Source organism: Afipia sp. DC4300-2b1, from assembly GCF_049895725.1.
Classification (GTDB): domain Bacteria; phylum Pseudomonadota; class Alphaproteobacteria; order Rhizobiales; family Xanthobacteraceae; genus Afipia; species Afipia broomeae.
Genome location: NZ_JAFCSX010000003.1, coordinates 758285 through 784418, shown reverse-complemented (window position 1 = coordinate 784418; position 26134 = coordinate 758285). Strand labels below are relative to the sequence as shown.

Annotated in this window: 22 protein-coding genes; 15 read left to right on the top strand and 7 right to left on the bottom strand. The window is 63.0% G+C overall.

What is annotated here, in order from left to right:
* Nucleotides 1-28: 28 nt before the first annotated feature.
* The 3 genes from atzF to ACP7AL_RS16190 are packed head-to-tail and all read right to left on the bottom strand — an operon-like array spanning nt 29 to nt 4151.
* Nucleotides 29-1831 carry an allophanate hydrolase gene (gene atzF / locus ACP7AL_RS16200; protein ID WP_425992809.1) on the bottom strand — a complete coding sequence of 601 codons (1803 nt, stop codon included), beginning with the start codon at nt 1829-1831 and terminating at the stop codon, nt 29-31.
* A gap of 31 nt (nt 1832-1862) precedes the next feature.
* Nucleotides 1863-3443 (bottom strand): regulator, encoded by a 1581-nt coding sequence (locus ACP7AL_RS16195; RefSeq protein WP_425992807.1) that lies wholly within the window; start codon nt 3441-3443, stop codon nt 1863-1865.
* A 9-nt stretch (nt 3444-3452) separates the two neighbouring features.
* On the bottom strand, nt 3453-4151 hold the full coding sequence (locus tag ACP7AL_RS16190; protein ID WP_425992805.1) for a cysteine hydrolase family protein: 699 nt from the start codon (nt 4149-4151) through the stop codon (nt 3453-3455).
* Nucleotides 4152-4535: 384 nt separating this feature from the next.
* Here ACP7AL_RS16190 and ACP7AL_RS16185 point away from each other — a divergent pair, with 384 nt between their 5' ends.
* The 6 genes from ACP7AL_RS16185 (at nt 4536) to ACP7AL_RS16160 (ending at nt 11296) form a co-directional block, all read left to right on the top strand.
* Complete coding sequence (locus tag ACP7AL_RS16185; protein ID WP_425992803.1) at nt 4536-6395, top strand: feruloyl-CoA synthase; 1860 nt, start codon at nt 4536-4538, stop codon at nt 6393-6395.
* Between the two features lie 85 nt (nt 6396-6480).
* Complete coding sequence (locus ACP7AL_RS16180; protein WP_425992801.1) at nt 6481-7680, top strand: ABC transporter substrate-binding protein; 1200 nt, start codon at nt 6481-6483, stop codon at nt 7678-7680.
* A gap of 186 nt (nt 7681-7866) precedes the next feature.
* The gene (locus ACP7AL_RS16175; protein ID WP_425992799.1) at nt 7867-8739 is read left to right on the top strand and encodes a branched-chain amino acid ABC transporter permease; all 873 of its coding nucleotides are present in this window, start codon (nt 7867-7869) and stop codon (nt 8737-8739) included.
* Nucleotide 8740: 1 nt separating this feature from the next.
* Nucleotides 8741-9832, top strand: coding sequence for a branched-chain amino acid ABC transporter permease (locus ACP7AL_RS16170; protein ID WP_425992797.1), 1092 nt, complete (start codon nt 8741-8743; stop codon nt 9830-9832).
* Nucleotides 9825-10589 (top strand): ABC transporter ATP-binding protein, encoded by a 765-nt coding sequence (locus ACP7AL_RS16165; protein WP_425992795.1) that lies wholly within the window; start codon nt 9825-9827, stop codon nt 10587-10589. The genes ACP7AL_RS16170 and ACP7AL_RS16165 overlap by 8 nt, the downstream gene beginning before the upstream one ends.
* On the top strand, nt 10586-11296 hold the full coding sequence (locus ACP7AL_RS16160) for an ABC transporter ATP-binding protein (RefSeq protein ID WP_425992793.1): 711 nt from the start codon (nt 10586-10588) through the stop codon (nt 11294-11296). Before ACP7AL_RS16165 ends, ACP7AL_RS16160 begins: the two co-directional genes overlap by 4 nt.
* A gap of 88 nt (nt 11297-11384) precedes the next feature.
* Here ACP7AL_RS16160 and ACP7AL_RS16155 read toward each other — a convergent pair whose 3' ends face one another.
* Together ACP7AL_RS16155 and ACP7AL_RS16150 are read right to left on the bottom strand one after the other, a co-directional pair.
* Nucleotides 11385-11909, bottom strand: coding sequence for a hypothetical protein (locus ACP7AL_RS16155; RefSeq protein ID WP_425992791.1), 525 nt, complete (start codon nt 11907-11909; stop codon nt 11385-11387).
* Nucleotides 11906-12811, bottom strand: a complete 906-nt coding sequence (locus ACP7AL_RS16150) for a helix-turn-helix transcriptional regulator (RefSeq protein WP_425992789.1) — start codon at nt 12809-12811, stop codon at nt 11906-11908. The genes ACP7AL_RS16155 and ACP7AL_RS16150 overlap by 4 nt, the downstream gene beginning before the upstream one ends.
* A gap of 159 nt (nt 12812-12970) precedes the next feature.
* Between ACP7AL_RS16150 and ACP7AL_RS16145 the strand changes: the two genes are divergently transcribed.
* The 5 genes from ACP7AL_RS16145 (at nt 12971) to boxA (ending at nt 20235) form a co-directional block, all read left to right on the top strand.
* The gene (locus tag ACP7AL_RS16145) at nt 12971-14521 is read left to right on the top strand and encodes a benzoate-CoA ligase family protein (RefSeq protein WP_425992787.1); all 1551 of its coding nucleotides are present in this window, start codon (nt 12971-12973) and stop codon (nt 14519-14521) included.
* Between the two features lie 113 nt (nt 14522-14634).
* A complete protein-coding gene (locus tag ACP7AL_RS16140; RefSeq protein ID WP_425992785.1) occupies nt 14635-15456 on the top strand; it encodes an alpha/beta fold hydrolase in 822 nt (273 codons plus the stop codon).
* A 104-nt stretch (nt 15457-15560) separates the two neighbouring features.
* Nucleotides 15561-17249: a 2,3-epoxybenzoyl-CoA dihydrolase gene (boxC, locus tag ACP7AL_RS16135; RefSeq protein ID WP_425992783.1), complete on the top strand. Its 1689-nt coding sequence runs from the start codon at nt 15561-15563 to the stop codon at nt 17247-17249.
* 169 nt (nt 17250-17418) lie between these two features.
* On the top strand, nt 17419-18864 hold the full coding sequence (gene boxB, locus ACP7AL_RS16130; RefSeq protein ID WP_425992781.1) for a benzoyl-CoA 2,3-epoxidase subunit BoxB: 1446 nt from the start codon (nt 17419-17421) through the stop codon (nt 18862-18864).
* A gap of 162 nt (nt 18865-19026) precedes the next feature.
* Nucleotides 19027-20235 (top strand): benzoyl-CoA 2,3-epoxidase subunit BoxA, encoded by a 1209-nt coding sequence (boxA, locus tag ACP7AL_RS16125; RefSeq protein ID WP_425992779.1) that lies wholly within the window; start codon nt 19027-19029, stop codon nt 20233-20235.
* A 136-nt stretch (nt 20236-20371) separates the two neighbouring features.
* On the opposite strand, the gene ACP7AL_RS16120 is transcribed toward boxA, so the two are convergent.
* Nucleotides 20372-21175, bottom strand: coding sequence for an SDR family NAD(P)-dependent oxidoreductase (locus ACP7AL_RS16120; protein WP_425992777.1), 804 nt, complete (start codon nt 21173-21175; stop codon nt 20372-20374).
* Nucleotides 21176-21394: 219 nt separating this feature from the next.
* Entirely contained in the window at nt 21395-22453 is a 1059-nt protein-coding gene (locus ACP7AL_RS16115) for a polysaccharide deacetylase family protein (protein WP_425992775.1), read from the bottom strand.
* A gap of 206 nt (nt 22454-22659) precedes the next feature.
* Here ACP7AL_RS16115 and ACP7AL_RS16110 point away from each other — a divergent pair, with 206 nt between their 5' ends.
* The 4 genes from ACP7AL_RS16110 to ACP7AL_RS16095 all read left to right on the top strand — a co-directional run bounded on the left by ACP7AL_RS16110 (nt 22660) and on the right by ACP7AL_RS16095 (nt 26122).
* On the top strand, nt 22660-24054 hold the full coding sequence (locus tag ACP7AL_RS16110) for an OmpA family protein (protein WP_425992773.1): 1395 nt from the start codon (nt 22660-22662) through the stop codon (nt 24052-24054).
* Nucleotides 24055-24056: 2 nt separating this feature from the next.
* Nucleotides 24057-24353, top strand: a complete 297-nt coding sequence (locus ACP7AL_RS16105) for a hypothetical protein (RefSeq protein WP_425992771.1) — start codon at nt 24057-24059, stop codon at nt 24351-24353.
* Between the two features lie 6 nt (nt 24354-24359).
* Nucleotides 24360-24887 carry a DinB family protein gene (locus tag ACP7AL_RS16100; protein WP_034459533.1) on the top strand — a complete coding sequence of 176 codons (528 nt, stop codon included), beginning with the start codon at nt 24360-24362 and terminating at the stop codon, nt 24885-24887.
* Nucleotides 24888-25060: 173 nt separating this feature from the next.
* Nucleotides 25061-26122: a lysylphosphatidylglycerol synthase domain-containing protein gene (locus ACP7AL_RS16095; protein WP_006022986.1), complete on the top strand. Its 1062-nt coding sequence runs from the start codon at nt 25061-25063 to the stop codon at nt 26120-26122.
* The last annotated feature ends 12 nt before the right edge of the window (nt 26123-26134 follow it).

Genomic DNA, 26134 nt, shown 5'->3' with positions numbered 1-26134 from the left:
CGGAGAGAGTTTCATAAAAGAAAAATCCCTACGCCGATTTCGCCTGTGCCGCGACGAAAGCGCGCCAGCCGCCGAACGAGGTGATGTCGCGCGCGCCTTCGGTCGCCGCGGCTTCGACCAGAAAGCCCTTTACACCAGAGCCGTCGGCGAGACGCACGGTGCCGATGGACAGCGGCGAAGGAATTGCGGCGACGAATGCGCCGAACGCCTTTGTCGGCAGTGCCCAGACCTCGACGGCAATGGCTGCCCCTGCGCCGGGTTCGACGCGCAGCATGCCGGGTTTCGGCGGCACGGTGCCTTTCAGCGCGTAGAGTTTGTAGTCGGGCGCGGTCGATGTCGCCTCGATCAGCCGCCCGCCGAGCGACAGCAGTTCATGATTGAGCGCCATGCCCGACAGATGCGCGCCGACCGCGACAATCGCCACCTCGTCGGTGCCGGGTTTTTTCGACACAGGCGCGAGCGGCGGTTGAGGGACACCCTTCGCACCAGTTTTGAGTTTTGTGTCGGCGTGGAACACGCGCCCGATGGTGGCGAGCTGCGCATCGTGTCCGGCGGGTGCGAGCAGGGTGATACCGAACGGAATGCCGTCCGCGCGCATCGCGGCAGGCACGGCGAGGCCGCACATGTCGAGCAGGTTGACGAAATTGGTGTAGGTGCCGTTGCGGCTGTTGAGTTCGATCGGATTGGCCAGCACCTGCTCGACCGTATAGGCGGTCGGCGCGGTCGGCAGCACCATCGCGTCGATGCTCTCGAATGTGGTGCGGCTGATCTGCCGCATCGCTTCCAGCCTGTAGAGCGCAGCAAACGTGTCGGCGGCGGTGATCTTCTCGCCCTTCAGCGTAATCTCGCGGGTCACAGGATGCACGGCATCCTGATCTTTCGCGAGCAGGTCGCGGATCACCAGATAGCGCTCCGCCACCCACGGGCCTTCATAGAGCAGTTGCGCGGTCTCATAGAACGGCGCGAGGTCGAATTCGACCGGCACCGCGCCGAGCGCGATCAGCCGCGCCACGGCGGCGTCGTAACTTTTCTCCGAGACAGTGTCGCCGAAGAATTTTAACTGGCCCTTGCGCGGAATGCCGATCCGGATGCCGGGCGGAAAGTCCGTCACCGGCCCGACGAAGCGATCGCGCGAATAGGGATCGGCGGCGTCGTATCCGGCCATGACATTGAGTGCGATCATGGCGTCATCGACATTGAGCGAAAAGATCGAGACGCAGTCCAGCGTGCGGCAGGCCGGCAGCACGCCGGAGGTCGACATCAACCCGAGCGACGGCTTGAGGCCGACAATGTTGTTGAGCATCGCGGGCACACGGCCGGAGCCCGCGGTGTCGGTGCCGAGCGACAGCGGCACAAGGCCCGCCGACACGGCAACCGCAGAGCCTGAACTCGATCCGCCCGGCACGAGATCGCCGTTCACTGGATTCTTCGGAATGCCGTAAGGCGAGCGCACGCCGACAAGGCCTGTCGCGAACTGATCGAGATTGGTCTTGCCGATGACGATGGCGCCGGCCGCGCGCAGTCGCGCCACGGTGTTGGCGTCCTGCGTTGGCGTGTATGAGAACGCCGGACATGCGGCGGTGGTCGGAAGACCCGCGACGTCGATATTGTCCTTCACCGCGACCGGCACGCCGTACAGCGGCAAGGAAGTGTCGCCTTTCGCCGCAAGTGCTTCTGCCTCAGCGATGGCTTCGGCCTCGTTGCGCAGATTGATGAAAACCGCGGGATCACCATGATCGCGAATGCGCTGGAAGCTGCGCGCAACAGTCTTCGCAGGTGATGTTGTCCCCGCGCGATGCGCGGCGACGATCTCGGCAACAGTCTCGGTCACAAATCGCTTCCTGTCGTTATTCGTGGGAATTTCATTCAGCGGGTACGGCGGCAGTTTTCGGCATTGGCGCAGCCGCGCCAGAACGGACGTAAGCGAAAAAGCCCGCAGCCACCAGAGCATAGGCCAGCGCCACGCCCGGCGTCACGGCGATGCCCACCGCCGGGCCGTGCATGAAACCGAAGAAAGTCAGCACCGCGCCTGCGGCTGCAAAGGCGGAAGCCTTGATGAAATCGCGCTCGATCACGAACACCGCCATCGCGGCCAGCACGAGGCCCGAAAGAATCGAGCCTTCGCCGAGAATTTCGAGGCCGTGATAGAGCACGCCGGTGGCACCTAACTTCTCCATGCCGACAGCGGCGGCGCTGGTGCCAGCCGCCGTGAGCGCGCCGTCCACAAGGGTCTTGCCCCATGCGGCGAGATGCGGGGTCAGTGCCAGCACGATGGCCGGTGCGTGAGAAGCAGGCGTAGCCTGAAACGCCTGCGCGCCCACCAGCATGCCGATGTAAAGCAGGATCGGCAGGATCGCGACCACGGGCACGAGATTGAGCAGCAGCGAGATCACACCCAGCCACGCCAGCACGATCACCATCAGGCCGGTGGCGGCGGAATAGCCGATGCGCCCGCCCATCGCCTTCCAGCCGGGATGGCCGATATAGACTGCATTTATAAAGGGATTCCCCATCAGCGCGCCGATCAGGCTGACGACGCCGTCGGCGGTCAGCACGCGCGTGGTCGGATAGTGGTCGCCGGCGGCTTCGGCACTTTCCACATTGTCCATCGCCTCGACGAGGTCATAGACGCCGAACGGAATCGCGGTGACCAGAATAATGCCGATGAATTCGAAGCCGGAGAACACATGGCCGACGGCGGGGACCGGCAGCGAGAAGCCGATATTGCTGAAGGCCGCGCCGAGTTTCGCCAGACTCATGCCGCCGATGTTGAGGCCGAAAATGTTTGACCCCCACGCGATCACGGTGCCGACAAAAATCGCGACAAGGCCAGCCGGAATGTTCTTCGGATATTTCACGCCGCCGAACCAGCTTGCGAGGATCACGGCAAAGCATGTCAGGCCAATCGCCGGCGTCATGAACATCTCGAAGGCCGGGCGCATCGAGATGAAGGCGACGGAGACGCCGGCCAGCGTACCGAGCAGCGCGGCGCGCGGCGTAATGCGCTGGATCCATGGCGCGATGAAGCCGCCGAGCATCAGGATGAAGCTCTGGATGAAGACCCAGGTGAGGCCCGCTTCCCATGCCTTGATCGGATCGTTGGTCTTGAGCAGGATCGGCAGCATGATGACGAAGGTGACGATGAACATGTGCGGCACGCTGACGCCCGACGGCAGCGCGCAGACATCGTTCCGTCCGGTCTTTTGCGCGAGGCGATAGGCCAGCCAGGCGTAATAAACCGTGGAGAGACACATCATCAGACCGAGCGCGGGCAGGATGCGGCCGAACACCAGCGAGTCCGGCATCTTGAGCACAAAGCGCAGCAGCGCCGTCAGCGTCAGCATGTTGACAAGGATGTTGGTGCCGAAGCCGAAGAAGGCGTTCCAGTCGCCGGGCGCCCACAGGATCGTTTTGCCGGAAGTCGCCGTGTCTGATGTGCTCATCGCGCGCCCCTATGCAATCATTTTCGATGGTTCGGAATTCAGTGCTTTCAAAACCTCGGAAGACGAGCTGACCCAGCCGAAGATTCCGCCTTGCGCCTTGATCATGCGCAGGCCCATCTCGTGAAATTCCGGGAAGTAGGAGGCGCAGCAATCCGCCAGCACCACGCACCGATAGCCGCGGTCGTTGGCTTCGCGCACGGTGGTGTTGACGCAGACTTCGGTGGTGACGCCGCAGACCAGAAGATTGTCGATGCCGTGCTGCTTGAGAATTTCGCCAAGCTCGGTGGCGTAGAACGCACCCTTGCCCGGCTTGTCGATCACGATCTCGCCCTTGACCGGATAGAGCGGCGGCACGATGTCGTGGCCCGCTTCGCCGCGAATGAGAATGCGGCCCATCGGGCCGGGATCGCCGATCCGCAACGACGGCGCGCCGCGCTCGATCTTGGCGGGCGGCGCATCGGACAGATCGGGCAGATGCCCTTCGCGCGTGTGAATCACCAGAAGGCCCGCTCCGCGAAACGCGGCCAGTACGTCGCCGCAGGGTTTCACCGCGCGGGTGAGCTGCGAGACATCGTTGCCGAGCGTCTCGCCGAAGCCGCCGGGCTCGAGAAAATCCCGCTGCATATCGATGATCACGAGCGCGGTCTTCGCCCACGCCAGTTCGACGGGCGCGGGTTCGGCTGCGAGCAAATTTTTGGTCGGTGGCATTCGCATCGCCTTCGTTAATCGGCGTTAACGAAGCAAGCGGTGTGCCATTGTGTACAACACACGGCGGAAGCGCATGCGCGAGAGATTGCCAATGCAAAACAAGGGTTTGGTATCAGCAGCGAGGGGCCGGCCTTTGCCAGAAGCCGCGCCTCGAATCGGCCCTGAGACCAATTTTTAGGCGGCATGCTGCCGCAGCCGCAGAGCGCGGACGGCGATTGACACGCTCTAAACTATCTGCATTATATTGCATCAGTCGCCGAAGAGCGGCAGGAAGAACTGCATTATTATTCTAAAGCATGCAGTCCCCGAGGGAGGGAAGCCAATGCCTGCGTTCGCAGTACCTGCGGCGGAAGAGATGCCGGCTGGCGCGCTCCGGGCCCAGTCATGATGGCGGCGGCCGCCCATCGTCAGGCCAGTGCGCAGGCGCTGTTCGCCAATCCCAGTATCGTGGCCGAGCGAAAGGCCGATGGCAGCATCTGGCTGAAATCGGTGACGCCGTTGCAGCCGTTCGCGCGCTGTGTCGGCGACTGGCTCGAGCAGTGGGCGCGTGAGACGCCGGACACCGTATTTCTTGCGGAGCGCGGTAGTGCCGATGCGCCGTGGACCAGGCTGACCTATCGCGAAACGCTGCGGCGTGTGCGCGCCGCAGGCGCCTGGATTCTCGCGCAGGGCATGAGCGCGGAACGTCCGCTTGCGATCCTCTCCGATAATTCGGTGGACCATGCCGTGTTCATGCTGGCGGCGATGCATGTCGGCGTGCCTGCGGCGTCGGTGTCGCCAGCCTATTCGCTGGTGTCGAAGGACTTCGACAAGCTGAAGAGCATGATCGCGCTGCTCGATCCCGGCGCGATTTATGTGTCCAGTGCGAAGATGTTTGCGCCTGCGCTCAATGCCATCGCGCCGCTGCATACGGCGATCGTGGTCGCGGGCGATCCGGGCGGGTTCGACAACGCGATCGCGTTTTCATCTCTGACCGCCGCTGCGGAAACGCCGGATGTCGCGCGCGCCTTCGCCGCCGTCAGCCATGACACCATCGCAAAGTTTCTGTTCACCTCGGGTTCGACCGGAACGCCGAAGGCGGTGATCAACACCCAGCGCATGCTGACGTCCAATCAGGCTGCGAAAGCTCAGACCTGGCCGTTTCTCGGCGAGCCCGGTCTCACCACGCTCGACTGGCTGCCGTGGAGCCATACCTTCGGCGCCAATCACAATTTCAACTGCGTGCTGCGCAACGGCGGCACGCTGTATATCGACAGCGGCAAGCCGGCGCCCGGCCTGTTCGTATTGTCGCTGGCCAATCTGCGGGACGTGATACCGACGGTGTACTTCAACGTGCCGCGCGGCTACGACATGCTGATCGCGGCATTGCGCGAGGACGACGAGCTGCGCCGGCGCTTCTTCTCGCAGGTGACGCTGCTCTTCTATGCGGCGGCGGCGTTGCCGCAGAATCTGTGGGATGCGCTGGAGGCGCTGTCGGTCGCGACCGTCGGCCACGCGGTGCCGATGGTGTCGGCATGGGGTTCGACCGAGACCGCGCCGCTGGCCACCGATTGCCACTTTCAGGCGCAGCGCTCCGGCAATATCGGTGTCCCGATCCCGGGTACGGAAATCAAGCTGGTGCCGTCAGGCGAGAAGCTCGAGGCGCGGGTGCGCGGCCCGAACGTGACGCCGGGCTACTGGAAAGCGCCGGAGCAGACCGCGAAAGCGTTCGATGCCGACGGTTTTTACATGATGGGCGATGCGATGGTTTTCGCGGATGCCGCGCGACCCGAGCTCGGATTGTTTTTCGATGGCCGTGTCGCCGAGGACTTCAAGCTCACCTCCGGCACCTGGGTCAGCGTCGGTGCGCTGCGCATTGCGGGCATCGCCGCGCTGGCGCCGCTGGCGCAGGACATCGTGGTGGCCGGTCATAATCAGGATGAAGTTCGCTTCCTGGTGTTTCCGAACATCCCGGCCTGCCGCGCGCTGACGAAACTGCCGGACGCTGATGTTGCCGAAGTGCTGCGTTCGCCCGCCGTGCGCGAGGCGGTGGCGCAGGGGCTCGCACTCCTGAAGGGGAAGGGCGGCGGCTCGTCGAGCTTTGCGACGCGCGCGTTGCTGCTGGCGGATCTGCCGTCGGTCGATGGCGGCGAAATCACCGACAAGGGCTACATCAACCAGCGCGCGGTGTTGTCGCGCCGCGCCGCGGATCTCAAACGGCTCGACGACGATGGATGCGGCGACTGGATCGGATGTCCGGCCTGATGGGCACAAGGCCGATCTTGAAACCGGCGGGTCATGCGTGCTGCAATCGGATTCAACCATAAAAACGAACGAGAGGGAGACGCCAATGTCGAAAATCATGAAGGTAAGCCGCAGGACGCTGCTGTCCGGCGCGGCGGGAGCCGCGACGCTCGCCGTGACGCCGCGCCTGTTCAGTCCCGCGATCGCGCAGAACGCGCCGCTGAAAGTCGGCCTGATGCTGCCCTATACCGGCACATTCGCAAAGCTCGGCCAGTTCATCGATAACGGCTTCGAGCTTTACTATCAGCAGAAGGGCCTCAAGCTCGGCGGCCGCGAAGTGCAGTTCATCAAGGTGGACGACGAATCCAAGCCGGAAGCCGCGACCGACAACATGAACCGGCTGGTCGGGCGCGAGAAGGTCGATGTTGTGGTCGGCACCGTACATTCCGGCGTCGCCATGGCGATGGTGAAAGTGGCGCGCGACACCAAGACGATGCTCATCATCCCGAATGCAGGCGCGAATGACGCCACCGGTGCGCTGTGTGCGCCAAACGTGTTCCGTACCTCGTTCTCGAACTGGCAGTCGACCTATCCCGCCGGAAAGGTGATGTTCGATGCGGGCATCAAGAACGTCGTCACCATCACCTGGCGTTATACGGCCGGCGCGGAAATGATCAGCGCGTTCTCGGAGAACTTCACCAGGTCCGGCGGCAAGATCGTCGAGGATCTCACGCTGCCGTTCCCGGAAGTCGAATTCCAGGCGCTCATCACGCGTATCGCCACCTTGAAACCCGACGCGGTGTTCTCGTTCTTCGCCGGCGGCGGCGCGGTGAAGTTCGTCAAGGACTACGCAGCGGCGGGTCTGAACAAGACCATTCCGCTGTATGGTGCGGGCTTCCTCACCGACGGCACCATTCCAGCGCAGGGCGAGGCTGCCAACGGAATCAAGACCACGCTGCATTATGCCGACAATCTCGACAACCCGGCCAACCTCGCGTTCCTGAAGGCGTTCAAGGCCAAGACCGGCCTCGACGGCGACATCTATGCCGTGCAGGGCTACGACGCGGCGGCGCTGTTCGATATCGGCCTTAACGCCGTCGGCGGCGATGCCAAGGCGCAGGACAAGATGTTCGCAGCGATGGGTGCGGCGAAGATCGATTCACCGCGCGGTCCGCTCTCGTTCAACAAAGCGCACAACCCGATCCAGAACATCTATCTGCGAGAGGTGCGCAACGGCCGCAACGAACTGGTGTCGATCGCGCAGGCCGCCGTCGACGATCCGGCACGCGGCTGCAAGCTGGCGTGAGGTGATCTTCGATGCGGATCACCGAAAGGCGATCCGCGCACGATGTGTCATGGCCGGGCTTGACCCGGCCATCTATCTAAAGAAAAAAGTTCATCAGGGATGGATTGCCGGGTCAAGCCCGGCAATGACAACCCGTTATTGTTGAAGGCTACATGCCCCGATGACGATTATGCCGGGATTTAACAGATGGACCTCGTAACCCTCGGCGTTCAGCTTCTGAATGCCATTCAGTACGGGATGGTCCTGTTTCTGGTCGCCAGCGGACTGACGCTGGTGTTCGGCATTCTCGGCGTCATCAACCTCGCCCACGGCGCGTTCTACATGCTGGGCGCCTATCTGGCCTACTGGATCGCAGCCTATACCGGCAGCTTCTGGGTCGCCGTCGTGGCGGGTGTGGGCATCGCCTTCGTTGTCGGACTGCTGCTGGAAAATGTGTTCATCCGCAGGCTCTACGGCCGCGATCATCTGGCGCAGGTGCTGCTCTCGTTCGGCCTGATCCTTGTCATCGATGAAATCAGGCAACTGCTGTTCGGCAAGGATGTCCATTCGGTGCTGCCGCCGGAAGGACTGCGCGGCGCGATCCAGCTCACCGACAATCTCTCCTATCCGGTGTATCGCCTCGCGATCTGCGCATTCTGTCTCGTCGCGGCCGCGATCATCTATTTCGTCATCACACGCACCAGGATCGGCATGATCGTGCGCGCCGGCGCGGAGAACCGCGAGATGACGCGCACGCTCGGCATCAGCTTCGACACCGTGAACCGTTACGTGTTCGCGGTCGGCATCGCGCTGGCGGCCCTCGGCGGCATCATTGTCGCACCCATATCGACGGTCTATCCCGGCATGGGCGACAGCATGCTCATTCTCTCATTCGTTGTCGTGGTGCTCGGCGGCATCGGCTCGATTGGCGGCGCCGCGATCGGCGCGCTGCTGATCGGCCTTACCGACACGTTCGGAAAAGTGTTCTTCCCGAGCGTCTCGAGCGTGCTGATCTATGTGCTGATGGCGGCGGTGCTGCTGTGGCGTCCGAACGGCATTATCGGGCGGCGGGAAATCTAGCATGGGCACGCAACGCGATCCGCGCGTATGGCTGGTGCCCGGCGTGCTTCTGGCGCTGGCGATTGCGCTGCCGTTCGTCGCACCGACCTATTATGTGCAGTTCATCAGCAAGGCGCTGATCATGGGCATCCTGGCGATGTCGCTCAACCTCGTGGTTGGCTATGGCGGACTGGTGAGCCTGTGTCATGCGGCGTTCTTCGGCATTGCGGGCTATGTGCTGGCGCTGGCCTCGCCGAAATACGATCCGGCCTCGCTGTGGTGGACGCTGCCGCTTGCGGTGGCCGCATCCGCGGCCGCGGCCGCAGTGATCGGATCGCTGGCGCTGCGCACACGCGGCATCTACTTCATCATGGTGACGCTGGCGTTCGGCGAAATGCTGTTCTTCCTGTTTCATGATTCGAAATTCGCCGGCGGCTCCGACGGCGCCTTCATCTACAACAAGCCGTCGATGATGCTGGGCAATCTCACGCTGCTCGATCTTGAAAAGCCGCTGACCTACTACTTCGTCGTCCTTGCCGTGCTGGTGACGGTGATTGCGCTCCTGACCATAATCGTGCGCTCGCCGTTCGGTCATGCTTTGGCGGCGGCCCGCGATAACGAGCGCCGCGCCCGCGCGCTCGGCTTTCCGGTGTTTCGCGTGCGCCTGACCGCGTTCGTGATCTCGGGTGCAATAGCAGGCATCGCCGGATACTTCGCCGCCGCACAGTTCGGCTTTGTCGCGCCGCAGATGCTGGGCTGGCATCTTTCGGCCACGGTGCTGGTGATGGTGCTGATCGGCGGCCAGCGCTCGGTGGCGGGTCCGCTGGCCGGCGCGCTGGTGCTGATCGGGCTTGAGGAAGTTCTCAAGGCGACCACCGAACACTGGAAGCTCGCCGAAGGACTGATCGTCATTCTGATCGTATTGGTGCTGCCCAACGGCGTGCGCGATCTATTGAAGATGATCCTTCCTGCTTCAGATGCGCAATCTGGGGTGGAGTCATCAACCGTCATTGCGAGGAGCATCGCGACGAAGCAATCCAGCTCTTTACCGGGCGCTTCTGGATTGCTTCGCTCCGCTCGCAATGACGATGTGGTGGGAGGGCGTCATGGCTAGTCCCGACGTCGCGCTGCGGGCCGTCGGCCTGAAGAAACATTTCGGCGGTCTCACCGCCGTGTCCGATGTCTCGCTTGACGTTCACACCGGCGGGATCCACGCGGTGATCGGGCCGAACGGTGCGGGCAAATCGACGCTGATCAATCTGTTGTCCGGCGATCTGTCCGTCAGCGCCGGCGAGATCATGCTGGGTCAGGATGACATTACGCGCCTTGCGCCGGATCGCCGCGCCCGCGCGGGTCTGGGCCGCTCGTATCAGAAGACCACGATCTTTCCGCAGTTCACCGCGCATGAAAATGTTCGGTTGGCGGCTCAGGCTCATGCCGCGTCGCCGCTGAAAATGTTCGGCAATGTGTTTTCGGATGCGGACGTCAACCGCCGCACCCGCGACGCGCTGGAGCAGGCGGGGCTTGCATCGCGCGCGCAGATGACAGCGACCCATCTCAGCCACGGCGAGCAGCGGCAGCTTGAAATCGCCATGGTGCTGGCGACGCAGCCGCGCATCGTCCTGCTCGATGAGCCGCTCGCGGGCATGGGGCAGTCGGAAGCGCGCAAGGTGGTCGATCTGATCGCGTCGCTGAAGAAAGGCCGCGCGGTGCTGGTGGTCGAGCATGACATGGATGCGGTGTTCGAACTGGCGGATCGCCTGACGGTGATGGCCGACGGCCATGTGATCGCCAGCGGCCTGCCGCAGGATGTCCGCACCGATCCGGCGGTGCGGCTTGCCTATCTCGGCGTTGAGGAGGACGCCGCATGAGCGCGTTGCTCGATGTCCAGAAACTCGAAGCATTTTACGGCGCGGGCCAGGTGCTGCACGGCATCGGGTTGTCGATTGCGCGCGGCGAACAGGTGGCGCTGCTCGGCCGCAACGGCATGGGCAAGACCACGCTGCTGCGTTCGCTGATGGGTCTCGTCGCGGACCGGCGCGGGCAGATCACGCTCAACGGCCGCGACATCATGCGGGCCGCGCCCGAGACAATCGCGCGCGCGGGTGTGGCGCTGGTGCCGGAGGGGCGCGGCGTGTTCGGCTCGCTGTCGGTGGTGGAGAATCTCGTAATGGCCGCGCGCCCCGGCGTCGACGGCCGCAAGGTGTGGACGCTGGAAAAAATCTATGAGCTGTTTCCGCGTCTGCATGCGCGGCGCACCAACGGCGGGCATCAACTGTCCGGCGGCGAGCAGCAGATGCTGACCATCGGACGCGCGCTGATGACCAATCCCGATCTGATCCTGATCGATGAGGCGACCGAAGGCCTCGCGCCGCTGGTGGCGAAGGATATCTGGAAGACGCTTGGCGTCATTCGCAGCGAAGGCGTTGCGACGGTCGTGGTCGACAAGGATTTCCGCGCGCTGTCGCGGATCGCCGACCGCATGGTGATGCTGTCGAAGGGGACGGTGGTGTTCGACGGCACGCCGGCGGCGCTGGCGGCGAAGCAGGACCTGCTGGAGCAGCATCTGGGGGTTTAGGACCGTCATTGCGAGGAGCGCTTGCGACGAGGCAATCCATCTTCGAAAGCTAAGGGTGGATTGCTTTGCTACGCTCGCAATGACGAAGCTAAGTGACTGTCACCAGTCCCTTATCGCTCGCCGCGACAATATCCCGCTCCAGCGGCTGCGGCCATTGCACAACAAGTTCTCCAATCAGATCGCCGAGGCCATCTTCATCGAATGCGTCATAGAACACCGGCGTGTGCGCACGCGCGATGAACGCGTGCAGCAAATGCGCGGCGTCGTAATCATAGACGATGTCGGTGGGCACGATGCCCTCGCGCCGCATCAGGAAGCGGCGGAAGCCGGTCAGCCGCGCGCGACCATCATCCAGCGCAGCGAACGACAGCACCAGCGAGCCGTGCGGAACGCGCGGGCCGTCCTGCATCCGGTCGAGCATCGGCAGCGCGTTGGCGTCAATCACGTCGGCAAGGGTGCGGAAGTCGCTCGACATGTCGTCGATGTGCAGCGTGTTGCGGATCGCAACCATGTTCGCCGCGTCGAGGCCGCGGGCGCCGAGCAGATCCGCCAGTGTTTGTGCCGCCGCCGTTGCGACGGTCACAGGTGATGCGAGGCCGAGAACGCCGCTCATTGCGCGGCGACGGCGCGCGGCGCGAAGGTGATCGGTTCCTTGGCCAGCAGCGGCGCAACGGTGTCGGCGAGGCGCTTTGCGGCCTCCTCGACATCGAGCCCTGCGGTGTCGATCTGCGCCGACGCGCGCGCATAGAGCGGCTCGCGGCTGAGAAGGATGGTGCGCAGTTCCTGCATCGCGGAGCGATCGTCCGCCATCGGCCGCAGATCGCCCTGCTTGCGCACGCGCCCCATATGCTCTTCCGGCTTGGCCTTCAGCCAGATCGTATAGAACGACGACAGCACCAGATCGAACGTGACCGGCTCGGAGACAATGCCGCCGCCGGTCGCCAGCACGATCAGTTCCTTGCGTGCGAGCAGTTGCGCCAGCGCCGCCTGCTCCATGCGGCGGAAACCTTCCTGGCCGTAGAGCGCGATGATCTCGGCGACCGAGAGGCCGTTCTGCTTCTCGATCTCCTTGTTCAGTTCGACAAAGGTCCAGCCGATTTTCTTCGCCAGCATTTTGCCGAGCGTCGATTTACCCGCGCCGCGCAATCCGATCAGCGCGATGCCGGCGAAGGTGTTGCCGCGCGCCGCGCCGTTGCCGGACAGGGCTTCCTTGGCCTGCGCGATCTGCTGCGGCGTCGCCGTTCGCATCAGATCGCGGATCACCAGCCAGTCAGGCGTTGTGTCCGCGGTCGGGATCAGGTCCTCGACATGCGCGCCCATCGCCGCGGAGACCCGGCGCAGCAGCACGATGGAGACGTTGCCCTTGCCGCTTTCGAGCTGCGCGATGTAGCGCTCTGAAATCCCCGACACTTTGGCCAGCGTCTTCCGCGACATGCCGCGCAACGCGCGCATGGTGCGGACACGCTGTCCAAGCTGCTCAAGGAACTGGTTTTCCGGCTCTACCTGCGGGGTCATCTCGGTTTCGACTCGTGGCACACCTGAAACATAATGCCGGAAAAGGTTGACAGCAAGCTCAGGCGGTGACTTTATATGAATTATAATTCTAAAAACTGATCCAAGGGAGAGCGTCGTGCGGGTGAAGGGTGGACTGGGCACCGGCCCAGCGTCGAAGTCATGAGCGATTCAGGCGGCGGATACAATGCCGTGACCTACCTGCTCGACCGCAACGTCGACGCAGGGCGCGGGGCCAAGGTCGTCTTCAAGGACCCGGTGTCCGAGATCACCTATGGCCAGTTGCAGGCGCAGACGCGCCGGCTCGCCAATCTCCTGAAGCGGCTCGGCGTGCGGCGGGAAGAGCGCGTCGCGATGATGATGCTCGACACCATCGACTTCCCGGTCGTGTTCCTGGGCAGCATCCGCGCGGGCATCGTGCCGGTCCCGCTCAACACGCTGCTGACGTCCGAACAGTATGCCTACGTGCTGGCGGATTGCCGCGCGCGCGTGCTGTTCATTTCGGAAGCGTTGCTGCCGGTGGTGAAGGATGTGCTCGGCCGCATGCCGGATCTGCAGCATGTCGTGGTGTCGGGTGCGAACGCCAACGGGCATCTGCTGCTCAAGGATGAACTCGCGAAGGAAAGCGATCAGTTCGCCACCGCCGCGACCCATCCGGATGAGCCCGCCTTCTGGCTCTATTCGTCAGGCTCGACCGGCATGCCGAAGGGCGTGCGTCATCTGCACTCCAATCTGGAGGCGACAGCCGAAACCTACGCCAAGCAGGTGCTCGGCATCCGCGAGGACGATGTCGGCCTGTCGGCGGCAAAACTGTTCTTTGCCTACGGCCTCGGCAATGCGCTGACATTCCCGATGTCGGTCGGTGCGACGACGATTCTCAATCCGGAACGTCCGACGCCGCAGGTGATGTTCGAACTGATCCGCAAGCACGATCCCAGCATCTTCTTCGGCGTGCCGACGCTGTTCGCGGCCATGCTCAACGACGAGGCCTTCAAGAGCGAGCCGCGCACCAGACGTCTGCGTGTGTGCACCTCGGCGGGCGAAGCGCTGCCCGAACTGGTGGGCCAGAGCTGGAAGGATCGCTTCGGTGTCGACATTCTCGATGGTGTCGGCTCCACCGAACTGCTGCACATCTTCCTGTCCAACGCGCCGGGCGACATCAAGTACGGCACCTCGGGCAAGCCGGTGCCGGGCTATGCGGTGCGTCTTGTGAACGATGCAGGCGCGGATGTTGCGGACGGCGAGGTCGGCGAGATGATCGTCAATGCGCCTTCGGCGGGCGAAGGCTACTGGAACCAGCGCAGCAAGAGCCGGCAGACGTTTGAAGGCGGCTGGACCCGCACCGGCGACAAGTACACCCGCGATGCGGACGGGCGTTACACCTACTGCGGCCGCTCCGACGACATGTTCAAGGTCTCCGGCATCTGGGTCTCGCCATTCGAGGTGGAGAGCGCGCTCATCACGCATCCCTCGGTGGCGGAAGCCGCCGTGGTGCCCGCTGAAGATTCCGAAGGGCTTTTGAAGCCGAAGGCATTCGTTGTGCTGAAGCAGGGTGCATCGGTCAGCGATCTCAACGGCGCACTGAAAGAGCACGTCAAGCAGAAGATCGGCCCGTGGAAGTATCCGCGCTGGATCGAGGTGGTGGAGTCGTTGCCGAAAACCGCGACCGGAAAGATCCAGCGCTTCAAGCTGCGGGCCGGCGCGAAGCCCTAGCCGTCATTGCGAGCGGAGCGAAGCAATCCACTCTTAAGAAAAGAAAACTGGATTGCTTCGTCGCAAGTGCTCCTCGCAATGACGAACTGAAGTGGAACGACGAGGAAAAACCAATGACCATCCTCCAACCCTCCGGCACACTCACCATCGGCGACGCGCAACTCGAGTATCGCATGATCGGTCCGGCGCCGGACAAGGCGCCGACCATCGTGATGCTGCATGAAGGCCTCGGCTCGGTCGGGCTGTGGGGCGACTTTCCCGAAAAGCTGCAGGCTGCGACCGGCGTGGGCGTGTTCGTCTATTCGCGCGGCGGTTACGGCAACTCGTCACCGGCAAAACTGCCGCGCAAGCCGGATTACATGCACGTTGAAGCGCTCGATGTGCTGCCGAAGCTGCTCGACGCCATCGGTTTCCGCCGCGGCCTGTTGCTCGGCCACTCCGATGGCGCGTCTATCGCGACGATCTATGCCGGCGGCATTCAGGATCATCGCGTGCGTGGTCTTGTGCTGATCGCGCCGCATTTTGTTGTCGAGGATATTTCGATCGAGTCGATCGCGAAGATTAAAGAGACATATGCGACGACGGACCTGCGCACGAAACTCGCGCGCTGGCACAAGGATGTCGATAACGCCTTTCGCGGCTGGAACGACGCCTGGCTCGATCCCGCCTTCCGCGACTGGGACATTTCAGAGTCGCTCGCCTATGTGCGCGTTCCCATCGAGATCATCCAGGGAGCGGACGACCAGTACGGCACGTTGCGGCAGATCGAGATTGCGCAGGCCGAGTGCTATTGCCCGGTCGATACCACCATCATTTCCGACGCTGGCCATTCCCCGCATCGAGAGGCGCCCGATGCGGCGCTGAAGGCGGCGGCGGATTTCGCCAACCGGCTGCTGTCCATCCATGGCGAGGGCGCCGTGGGCCGGGCTGCCTGACATGCAAAAAAGTGCATGTTAAATGCAATATAAAGCTGGACGCGTCCTTTGACCTGCACTATTGTGCATTATAATTCAGATTTCATCCGGATCGAGAGACAGTCATGGCCGCGGAAGACCGAAAACTCGCCAACAGCGCGACCTTCATCGATTTCCAGACCGAGCCGTCGAAGTACCGGCACTGGAAACTGGATGTGGCGGGCGATGTTGCCACCCTGACCATGGATGTCGACGAGAACGGCGGCCTGTTCGAGGGCTACCTGCTCAAGCTGAATTCCTACGACCTCGGCGTCGACATTGAACTCGCCGACGCCGTGCAGCGGCTGCGCTTCGAGCACCCGGAAGTGAAGGTGGTGCTGCTGCGCTCGGGCAAGAACCGCGTGTTCTGCGCCGGCGCCAACATCCGCATGCTCGCGGGTTCGACCCACGCGCACAAGGTGAACTTCTGCAAGTTCACCAACGAGACCCGTAACGGCATCGAGGATTCGTCGGAGAATTCCGGCCAGCGCTTCATCTGCGTGGTGAACGGCACCGCCGCCGGCGGAGGCTATGAACTCGCGCTCGCCGCCGACCACATCATCATGGCGGACGACGGTTCGGCTGCCGTCGCGCTTCCCGAAGTGCCGCTGCTTGCGGTGCTGCCGGGCACCGGCGGGCTCACCCGCGTTGTCGACAAGCGCAAGGTCCGGCGCGATCACGCCGACTTCTTCTGCACCATCGAGGAAGGCATCAAGGGCAAGCGCGCCGTGCAGTGGCGGCTGGTGGACGAGATCGTCTCCAACTCCAAACTGGAAGCGAAGGTCGCGGAGCGCGCCAAGGAATTTGCGGACAAATCCAAACGCAACGGCGAAGGGCAGGGCATCGCGCTGACGCCGCTGAAGCGCAGCTTGACCGAAGATGGCATCCGATATGGTTTCGTCAGCGTCGATCTCAATCGCGCGGGACGCATCGCCACCATCACCATCAAGGCCCCCGAAAACGATCCGCCCGCCGATGTCGCGAGCATGACGGCGCAGGGCGCGGACTTCTGGCCGCTGCAGGTGGCGCGTGAGCTCGACGACGCCATTCTGCATCTGCGCATCAACGAGCTTGAAATCGCGATGCTGGTGTTCAAGTCGGTCGGCGAACGCTCTCGTGTGCGGGCCTATGATGCGTTCCTCGAAGCCAACAGGGCCAACTGGCTGGTCAATGAGATCCGTCATTACTGGAAACGCGTGCTCAAGCGCATCGATGTCACCTCGCGCACGCTGGTGACGCTGGTCGAGCCAGGCTCCTGCTTCGTCGGCACGCTGGCGGAACTCGTGTTCGCATCCGACCGCTCCTACATGCTGATCGGCGAGAAGCAGGGCGACAACCGCGCGCCCGCGGAGATCATTCTCTCGCCCGCGAACTTCGGTCCCTATCCGATGAGCCACGGCCTGACCCGGCTGGAGTCGCGCTTTCAGGCCGATCCGTCCGACGTCGAGACGGCGAAAGCCAAAATCGGCGAGGCGCTCGATGCCGAGACGGCGGAAGAACTTGGCCTTGTCACCTTCGCGCTCGATGACATCGACTGGGACGATGAAGTGCGCGTGTTCCTTGAAGAGCGCACGTCGTTCTCGCCTGACAGTCTTACCGGCATGGAAGCGAACCTGCGCTTCGTCGGGCCCGAGACCATGGAATCGAAAATCTTTTCGCGGCTCACGGCGTGGCAGAACTGGATCTTCCAGCGGCCGAATGCGGTGGGTGAAAACGGCGCACTGCAACGCTACGGCACCGGCGAGCGCGCGCAGTTCGACATGACGAGGGTTTAGAGAAGGCGTCATCCTGAGGTGCGAGCACTTGCGAGCCTCGAAGGATGAGCGCCGAAACAACAATTGACCCGTCACCCTTCGAGGCTCGCGCGCAAGAGGCGCTCGCACCTCAGGATGACGGAAGAGACAACAACAAGATGCGCGGCACGATGAAATCAAGGAGCACGCCATGAACATCATGAACGTCGACTACACCACCAAGATTCCGAACAACGTCAATCTCGCCGAAGACCGTCAGGTGCTGAAAGCGCTGGAGGGCTGGCATCCGGGATATCTGGACTGGTGGAACGACATGGGCCCGGATGGCTTCCAGGAATCGCTGGTGTATCTGCGCACCGCGATCAGCGTCGACCCGAAAGGCTGGGCCAAGTTCGATTACGTCCGCATGCCGGAATATCGCTGGGGCGTCCTGCTTGCGCCGCAGGACGAGCAGCGCCTGGTGAATTTCGGTCAGCACAAGGGCGAGAAGGCCTGGCAGGAAGTGCCCGGCGAGTATCGCGCGATGCTGCGCCGCCTCGTCGTGATTCAGGGCGACACCGAGCCGGCCTCGGTCGAGCAGCAGCGCCATCTGGGTAAGACCGCGCCGTCGCTTTACGACATGCGCAACCTGTTTCAGGTCAACGTGGAAGAAGGCCGCCATCTCTGGGCAATGGTCTATCTCTTGCAGAAGTATTTCGGCCGCGACGGACGCGAGGAAGCCGACGATCTTTTGCGCCGCCGTTCCGGCGATGAGGACGCGCCGCGGATGTTAGGAGCCTTCAATGAAGCGACGCCGGACTGGCTGTCGTTCTTCATGTTCACTTTCTTCACCGACCGCGACGGCAAGATGCAGCTTGAGAGCTTGGCGCAGTCCGGTTTCGATCCGCTGTCGCGCACCTGCCGCTTCATGCTGACGGAAGAAGCCCATCACATGTTCGTCGGCGAGACCGGCGTCAGCCGCGTGCTTCAACGCACCTGCGAGGCGATGAAGGCTGCCGGTATCGAAGACCCGAATGAGATCGAGCCGGTCCGCGCGCTCGGCGTCATCGACCTGCCGACCATGCAGAAAAAAATGAACCTGCATTATTCGCTGTCGCTCGATCTGTTCGGATCGGAGGTCTCGACCAACGCCGCGAATTTCTACAATGCGGGCCTCAAGGGCCGCTTCCAGGAGACCAAGATCGACGACGATCATCGCCTGACCAATGACATCTACCAGGTGCTCAAAATGGTCGACGGCAAGATCACGCTGGTGGACGAGCCCGCGCTCACCGCACTCAACATGCGCCTGCGCGACGATTACACCGAAGACTGCGCCAAGGGCGTCGAGCGCTGGAACAAGGTGATCGAGAAGGCGGGCGTGAATTTCCGCCTTGAGCTGCCGCACACCGCGTTCCACCGCCAGATCGGTGAATTCGCCAATGTGCAGGCGACGCCGAAGGGCATCATTGTTTCCGATGCCGAGTGGGCGAAGGTTCGCGACGACTATCTGCCCTCGGCTGCGGACGGCGATTTCATTTCCTCGCTGATGGAGCCGGTGTCCGAACCCGGCAAGTTCGCGAACTGGATCGCGCCTCCCAAGGTCGGCATCGACAACAAGCCGGGCGATTTCGAATACGTGAAGATCGCGGCGTGAGACTCTTCCCCTCTCCCCTTGTGGGAGAGGGGGCCCGAGCAAAGCGAGGGCGGGTGAGGGGTTCTTTTAACATCGTAACCCCTCACCCGGCTCAGTTTCGCTCCGCTCAACTTCGCCACCCTCTCCCACAAGGGGAGAGGGGAAGAAAGTCGAAGATCAACCATGAATACTCCAGTCACCGACCTCATCAAGCAACACCTCATCGACCCCGAGATCTGCATTCGCTGCAACACCTGCGAAGAGACATGTCCGGTCGATGCGGTGACGCATGACGGCAACAATTATGTTGTCGATGCGAGCATCTGCAATCACTGCATGGATTGTATTTCGCCGTGTCCCACCGGCTCGATCGACAACTGGCGTGTGGTGACGAGGGCCTATTCCCTTGAGGAGCAATTCTCGTGGGAGGAATTGCCGAAGCAGGAAGAGGTCGCCGCTGTCGCTTCGGGTGAGGGCGGCGCGGTCGAGGCGCTCGAGGATGAAGTCTCGAAGCTGCTGGAAGAAGCCCGCAAGGGCCTCGGCGGCAAGCCGGTCGCGCCGCATTCCGCCAGCAAGCCGACGGTCAATCTCTACAACCGCGGCAAGCCGGCGACGGCGACGGTCACCGGAAATTTCCGTCTCACCGATGCCAATGCCGATTCCGATGTGCGTCACATCATCCTGGATTTCGGCGATCAGCCGTTCCCGGTGCTGGAAGGCCAGAGCATCGGCATCGTCGCGCCCGGCACCGACGAGAACGGCAAGCCGCATGTCGCGCGCCTTTATTCCGTGGCAAGTCCGCGCGGCGGCGAGAAGCCCAACACCAACAATCTCGCGCTCACAGTGAAGCGCGAGGACAACGGCGTCTGCTCGAACTATCTGTGCGATCTGCCGCGCGGCGCGAAGCTTGAGGTCACCGGTCCGTTCGGCGCGACCTTCCTGATGCCGGACGATCCTGCCGCGAACATCATCATGATCTGCACCGGCACGGGTTCGGCGCCGTTCCGCGGCTTTACCGAGCGCCGCCGCCGCGCGATGCCGGATGCGGCAGGGCGTCTGCTGCTGTTCTTCGGTGCACGCCGGCCGGAGGAACTGCCGTATTTCGGGCCGTTGCAGAAGGTGCCGGAAAAGCTGCTCGGCAAATACTTCTGCTATTCACGGGTGCCGGATCAGCCGCGTGTCTATGTGCAGGATCGGATTCGCAGCGAGATGGCGCAGATCGCCGCGCTGCTGCGTGACGACAAGACCCATGTCTACATCTGCGGATTGAAAGGCATGGAGAGCGGCGTCGATGAAGCTTTCGCCGATGCCTGCCGCGCGGCGTCGATCGATTGGTCGGCCCTCAAACCGAAGATGCGCGAAAGCGGCCGTTACCACGTCGAGACGTACTGAAAGCTCGCCAGCCTCGGTTATTCGTCATTGCGAGCGAAGCGAGGCAATCCATCCTTAAAGAAGAAAAGCTGGATTGCTTCGTCGCTAGCGCTCCTCGCAATGACGATGGGCGAAGCATAGTTTCGCCGGCGTGATTTTACTCCCCCGCAACCGGCAGGCTGAGATTGGCGTAGACGATGCCGCCATCGACCGCGATCGAATTGCCGACCACGTAATCGCCGGCGCGCGAGGCCAGATAGATCGCGATGCCGGCCATGTCTTCCGGACGGCCGATGCGCTTCGACGGAATCGCCTTGGCAACGCTGTCGCCATGATCGCGCGCCGCGGTGTTCATGTCGGACTCGAACGCGCCGGGGCAGATCGCGGTGACATTGATGTTGTCATGGATGAGCTTTGCGGCCATGCGGCGCGTCAGATGGATCACCGCCGCCTTGCTCGCCTGATAGGAATAGGTTTCGAGCGGATTGACCGACAGGCCGTCGATCGAGGCGATGTTGATGACCTTGCCGGGCTTCTCCTTCGTGGCGGCCGCACGCAGCGGCTTCGCCAGCGCTTTGGTGAGGAAGAACAGCGACTTGACGTTGAGGTTCATCACCTTGTCCCAGCCGTTCTCCGGAAACTCGTCGAACGGTGCGCCCCAGGCGGCGCCCGCATTGTTCACGAGGATGTCGAGCTTCGGCTCGCGCTTCATGATTTCTTCGGCGAGCTTGTTGCAGCCTTCGACCGTCGACATGTCGATGGGAAGCGCGATGCACTGGCCGTCATAGGCAGCGGTCAGTTCCTTTGCGGTTTCTTCGCAGGGCCCCGCCTTGCGCGCGGTGATGTAGACCTTCGACGCGCCATAGGCGAGAAAGCCGCCCGCGATCATCTTGCCGATGCCGCGCGAACCGCCGGTGACGAGGGCGACACGGCCATTGAGCGAAAACATATCCTTGAACATGATGCCTCCTGTTGCTTTGGCAGCGATATAGCGCCAGCAACGAAGCCCAAGTCAAGGAATGGCGGAATTGCAGAACGTGTTTGAAACGCAATTGCCGTCACCCTGAGGTGCTCCATGCGTCGCATGGAGCCTCGACGGGCGGCGGCATTATTCTGAGCGGTCATCCTCGAGGCTCGCAAGCGCTCGCACCTCAGGATGACGATTTCAGAGGTGTTTCACCTACGCCGCGTCCACGCGGCGGAAGCCGTTCCATATCGCGGTCGCGGCGCCTGACGTCAGCACCGACAGGAAGCGCGTGGTCTGGTAGTTGCCGTTCAGCGAAATGCGCGGCAACGCCGTGAGGTGTCCGGCGTTTTCGGCGAAGATCATGCCGGGACGCGTTGTGACAGCGGTTGCGAAGCCTAGCTCCTTCGCCATCGCGAACTCGCGCGCGGCCGCCGCGGCCTTGTCTCCATAAGGATAGGCGAAATGCCGCGCGGGCTTTTGCAGATGGTCCTCGATTCGCGCGCGGCTCTCTCGCATCTCGCGCAATGCGCCCGCTTCGGTTTCGCGGGCGAGATTGCAATGACTGACGGTGTGCGCGCCGATGCCGACCAGCGGATCGGCGGAAAATGTCTTCAGTTCATCCCACGACATGCACAGCTCGCGCGCGATGGCTGAATCGTCCACGCCGTGCCGCGCGCACAGCGCGCTGACCTCGCGCTGCACCTCGGCGTCGCTTCCGAGCGAGCGCAGCCAGTCGTGGGTCTGGTTGAAAGCGTCCTGCTTGGCGGCGTGGTCATGCGCATCGAGCCGCAGCACCGCACCGCCCCGAACGATCTCTATGATTTCAGCGCGGGCGACGACGCGCTCCAGCGCTTCCCACCACAATCTGCCGGTGCCTTCGGCGAAATCGCTGGCGACATAGACCGTGAACGGCGCGTTGTGGTCGCGCATCACGGGGAGCGCATGGTCGCGGTTGTTGCGATAGCCGTCATCGAAAGTGAAGCAGGCGAAGCGGCGCGCGAAATCACGCTCAACCATCCGGCGATGCGCTTCATCCATCGACACGATATCGACATCGAGCGCGCGGACATGGGCCAGCACCTCGCGCAGGAAGTCGGGCGTGATTTCCAGATGCCGGTTGGGCTGGAACATGTTGTCGCGCGCCGGGCGAACATGATGCAGCATGAAGATGGTGCCGACGCCCGCCAGGATCGGCCGCAGCACATGGTGCGCGCCGGTGAAATACAGCGCGTCGAGGCCGGCGCGAATGACGTTGTGGCGAAGCTGCTTCATGGCGGCGGGCTCGGGCCGATGATTTCAGGAATCCGGCCCCAAGATTTGGCAGAAACCGTTGAACAAACGGTTATGCGGGTGCTCAAAACAGCCTCCGGCGGGCCCGGAACGGGCCTTCTGCATCCGGCCCGGTTCGGCGGTCATTTCCCGTTTGACACCCTGCCATGGGTTTGTTTTGTCTCCATTCCGTCAGGTGAAGGTCCGGGATGAACCGAATATCCAGTTGGGCAAGAAAATGGTGGCCGGGGTTGATTCCCTTGGGGTTCCTTTGGATCGGCGCGATCTGGACGAATACCTCGCCTCTTGAGACCGATATCGCGTCGCGGGCGACCGCCGCGCTCAAGGACACCATCCTCGACAAGACCCGCATTTCCGTGTCCGGCCGCGATGTCTCGCTGTCGGCGGACGCGTTCTCGGAAGAAGGGCGTCGCAGCGCGGCCTCGCAGGTCGAGGCTGTCGCCGGGGTGCGGCTGCTCGACGACGACACCCGCCTGATCCGCGAAGCCAAGCCGTTCGAATGGTCGATCGAGCGCGACGTGGTCAGGATCACGCTCGGTGGGAATGCGCCGTTGCCCGCGAGCAAGGCACGGCTGGCGGACGCCGCGCGCGCCGCGGCCGCGGGTAGCGAGGTATCGGACCGGATGGATCTGGCGCGGGGCGCGCCGCCGCGGTTCGACGCCGCGGCATTGCTGCTGGTCGAACAGATCGGCAAGCTCAAGGACGGCAAGATCACCCTCAGCGACACCGCCGTCAGCCTGACCGGCATGGCGCGCGAAATCGGCAACCGCGAGGCGATCCTGGCGGCGCTGAAAAATCTGCCCGAAGGCTATTCGGTGAAGGAGAACGCCATCAAGGCGCCGCCTTATATCTTCCGCGCCAACAAGGACCCGGTCGCAAATACCGTCACGCTCGAAGGGTATGTGCCTGACAACAACGTTCATGCTGCCATTGTCGCGGCGGTCGGCCGCAAGTTCTTCGCCGAAAAGCTGGTTGATAATCTGAAGGCGAGCGCCGGTGCGCCGCAGGGCTTCCAGAACGCGGCGGTAGCCGCGCTCGGCGCGCTGTCGCGGGTTTCGACCGGCTCGCTGACGATCTCGGATCGTGAGGTGAAACTGTCCGGTGATGCGCTCTACGCGGTCGCGGCGGATCAGATTCGCGGCGGCATCGGCGGCGAGTTGCCGCAGGGCTGGGCCGTAAAGGCGGATGTCTCGGTCAAGCCGGTGGCCAGCGCTGTTGATCCGACCGTCTGCCAGCAACTGTTTTTTGAACTGCTGGGCAAGGCGAAGATCAGGTTCGAGTCCGGCCGCGCCACCATCGACAAGGATTCCATGGGGCTGCTCGACAAGCTCATCGAGACCGCCCTGCGCTGTCCGACCGCCAACATCGAGGTGGCCGGCCACACGGACAGCGACGGCGACAACACCTCCAATATGGCGTTGTCCGAAAAGCGCGCGCAGGCGGTGTCGGAGTATCTGATCAAGGCTGGACTGCCGCCGGACCGGTTGAAGGCCGTGGGCTACGGCAGTTCGCAGCCGGTTGCCGCCAACGATACCGACGACGGCAAGGCCAAGAACCGGCGCATCGATTTCGTGGTGAAATGAGCATGATTTATCTTGCGATGTTCAACTGGGGTTGGGTGCTGGCGTCAGCCGTGGTCGGCCTTGCAATGGGATGGATCGCGGTGGTCCATCGCGGGCGCGGCTGGTCCACGATGACGCTGCGCAAGGTCGCGGTGCTGGTCGCGGCGCTCGTCCTGGCGTCGGTGTTTCATCTGGCGCCGGGCCGGGCCGGATACTGGCTCGACCTCGGTCTCGTCATGTTCGCCGCTTACGTTCTCGGTTGCGCGGTCGGCTCGTGGCTCCGCAGTCTTGTGGTCGCGCGGCACACCGCCGCAGGCTGAAGCAAGATGGCAGGCGGCCTGACACGGCATTTCCGGATGTTCGGCCATTACAATGCGTGGGCCAATGCGCGGCTCTACGAGGCCGCCGGTCGTCTCGGCGACGCCGACTACCGGGCCGATCGCGGCGCCTTCTTCAAGTCGGTCCACGGCACGCTGAATCATCTGCTGGCAACGGATCGCATCTGGATGAAGCGGTTCACCGGCGAAGGCGATGCGCCGGACCGGCTCGACGCGATCCTGTTCGACACGTTCGATGCGCTTCGTGCAGCCCGGGCGGCGGAAGATGCCCGGATCGTGGCCTATGTGGACGGTCTGGATGACGCGCGCGTTGCGGGAACGATTTCCTATCGGCGCGTCTCGAGCCCCGAGCATTTCGTGCAGGAACTGGCTCCCGCGCTGGCGCACTGGTTCAACCACCAGACCCATCATCGCGGCCAGACTCATGCGCTTTTGACAGGGCTTGGACAGCCGGGTCCCGAACTGGACCTGCTGTTTTTTCAGCGCGAGCAGATCAAATCGGCGTCATCGCGCTGACATGGTGGCGACACCGTTGCGGTGCAATGGATGGCGGTAGTGTCTCAGTATTCTTAACGTGACTTATGGCTCGCAAATGGGCTCAAATTGACGATACCGGCTCTCGCGGTCGCCGCGCCGGTCTGCTAGGACAGCACGAGGGATAGTGCGCTTGATCGAATTTTGAGGTCTGGATGCTGGAGACACTGCGCGGGGCCATCGCGTACATGCGCGAGAAGCAAATCCTGCACAAGATTGGTGTTGCGATCAGCATCGCGATCATCGCGACCGCTTGCTACATCCTCTATCACATGCTCGAGGGTCTCGATGTCGACGACCTCTACGAGGCACTGCGCGGCACCGAAATCCGCACCATCGTGCTCGCCGGCCTCTGCGTCGCGGCCGGTTACTTCACGCTGACGTTCTACGACCTGTTCGCGCTGCGCGCGATCGGGCGCGATGAGGTGCCTTACCGGGTTGCCGCCTTTGCCGGGTTCACCAGCTATTCGATCGGCCACAATGTCGGGGCCAGCGTCTTTACCGGCGGCGTGGTGCGATATCGGGTCTATTCGGCGTGGGGCCTGTCGGCGGTCGATGTCGCCAAGGTTTGCTTTCTCGCCGGGCTGACGTTCTGGCTCGGCAATGCCGCCGTGCTCGGACTTGGCGTCGCCTATCATCCGGAAGCAGCCGCCTCCATCGACAAGCTGCCGGTCTGGCTCAACCGCGTCGCGGCCATCGGTATCCTGCTTGCCCTGTGTGCGTATGTCATCTGGGTCTGGATGAAGCCGCGCGAAGTCGGCCGCGGAAGCTGGAGCGTCTTTCTTCCCGGCGGGCCGTTGACGCTGCTGCAGATCGTGATCGGGATCGTCGATCTCGGGTTCTGTGCGCTGGCGATGTACATTCTGGTGCCGGATGAACCTCATGTCGGGTTCATCGTGGTCGCGGTGATCTTCGTCTCGGCGACGCTGCTCGGTTTCGCCAGCCATTCGCCGGGCGGCCTCGGCGTATTCGATGCCGCGATGCTGGTGGGTCTGTTTCAGTTCGACCGGGAAGAGCTTCTGGCCGGCATGCTGCTGTTCCGGGTGCTTTATTATCTCGTCCCGTTCATTATTTCTGTCATCTTGCTCTCGCTTCGAGAGCTTATTGTCGGTCTTCGGGCGAAGCGAGTCTCAGCGGCCCTGAAAAGGCTAGACGACGCCGCGAAGTCTCCGTCGGCCAAGGGGCCGCCTCAGGGATCGCGGTCACCGGTCTCGTAGGGCGGGCTGGCG

Coding starts and splice junctions, on each gene's coding strand:
- ACP7AL_RS16150 (WP_425992789.1), bottom strand. CDS start 12,811: ATGACCCCGCAGGTAGAGCCGGAAAACCAGTTCCTTGAGCAGCTTGGA.
- ACP7AL_RS16095 (WP_006022986.1), top strand. CDS start 25,061: ATGCTGGAGACACTGCGCGGGGCCATCGCGTACATGCGCGAGAAGCAA.
- ACP7AL_RS16105 (WP_425992771.1), top strand. CDS start 24,057: ATGATTTATCTTGCGATGTTCAACTGGGGTTGGGTGCTGGCGTCAGCC.
- ACP7AL_RS16180 (WP_425992801.1), top strand. CDS start 6,481: ATGTCGAAAATCATGAAGGTAAGCCGCAGGACGCTGCTGTCCGGCGCG.
- ACP7AL_RS16160 (WP_425992793.1), top strand. CDS start 10,586: ATGAGCGCGTTGCTCGATGTCCAGAAACTCGAAGCATTTTACGGCGCG.
- ACP7AL_RS16195 (WP_425992807.1), bottom strand. CDS start 3,443: ATGAGCACATCAGACACGGCGACTTCCGGCAAAACGATCCTGTGGGCG.
- ACP7AL_RS16145 (WP_425992787.1), top strand. CDS start 12,971: ATGAGCGATTCAGGCGGCGGATACAATGCCGTGACCTACCTGCTCGAC.
- boxC (WP_425992783.1), top strand. CDS start 15,561: ATGGCCGCGGAAGACCGAAAACTCGCCAACAGCGCGACCTTCATCGAT.
- boxA (WP_425992779.1), top strand. CDS start 19,027: ATGAATACTCCAGTCACCGACCTCATCAAGCAACACCTCATCGACCCC.
- ACP7AL_RS16100 (WP_034459533.1), top strand. CDS start 24,360: ATGGCAGGCGGCCTGACACGGCATTTCCGGATGTTCGGCCATTACAAT.
- ACP7AL_RS16170 (WP_425992797.1), top strand. CDS start 8,741: ATGGGCACGCAACGCGATCCGCGCGTATGGCTGGTGCCCGGCGTGCTT.
- ACP7AL_RS16175 (WP_425992799.1), top strand. CDS start 7,867: ATGGACCTCGTAACCCTCGGCGTTCAGCTTCTGAATGCCATTCAGTAC.
- boxB (WP_425992781.1), top strand. CDS start 17,419: ATGAACATCATGAACGTCGACTACACCACCAAGATTCCGAACAACGTC.
- ACP7AL_RS16115 (WP_425992775.1), bottom strand. CDS start 22,453: ATGAAGCAGCTTCGCCACAACGTCATTCGCGCCGGCCTCGACGCGCTG.
- ACP7AL_RS16120 (WP_425992777.1), bottom strand. CDS start 21,175: ATGTTCAAGGATATGTTTTCGCTCAATGGCCGTGTCGCCCTCGTCACC.
- ACP7AL_RS16110 (WP_425992773.1), top strand. CDS start 22,660: ATGAACCGAATATCCAGTTGGGCAAGAAAATGGTGGCCGGGGTTGATT.
- ACP7AL_RS16155 (WP_425992791.1), bottom strand. CDS start 11,909: ATGAGCGGCGTTCTCGGCCTCGCATCACCTGTGACCGTCGCAACGGCG.
- ACP7AL_RS16165 (WP_425992795.1), top strand. CDS start 9,825: ATGGCTAGTCCCGACGTCGCGCTGCGGGCCGTCGGCCTGAAGAAACAT.
- ACP7AL_RS16185 (WP_425992803.1), top strand. CDS start 4,536: ATGATGGCGGCGGCCGCCCATCGTCAGGCCAGTGCGCAGGCGCTGTTC.
- ACP7AL_RS16140 (WP_425992785.1), top strand. CDS start 14,635: ATGACCATCCTCCAACCCTCCGGCACACTCACCATCGGCGACGCGCAA.
- ACP7AL_RS16190 (WP_425992805.1), bottom strand. CDS start 4,151: ATGCCACCGACCAAAAATTTGCTCGCAGCCGAACCCGCGCCCGTCGAA.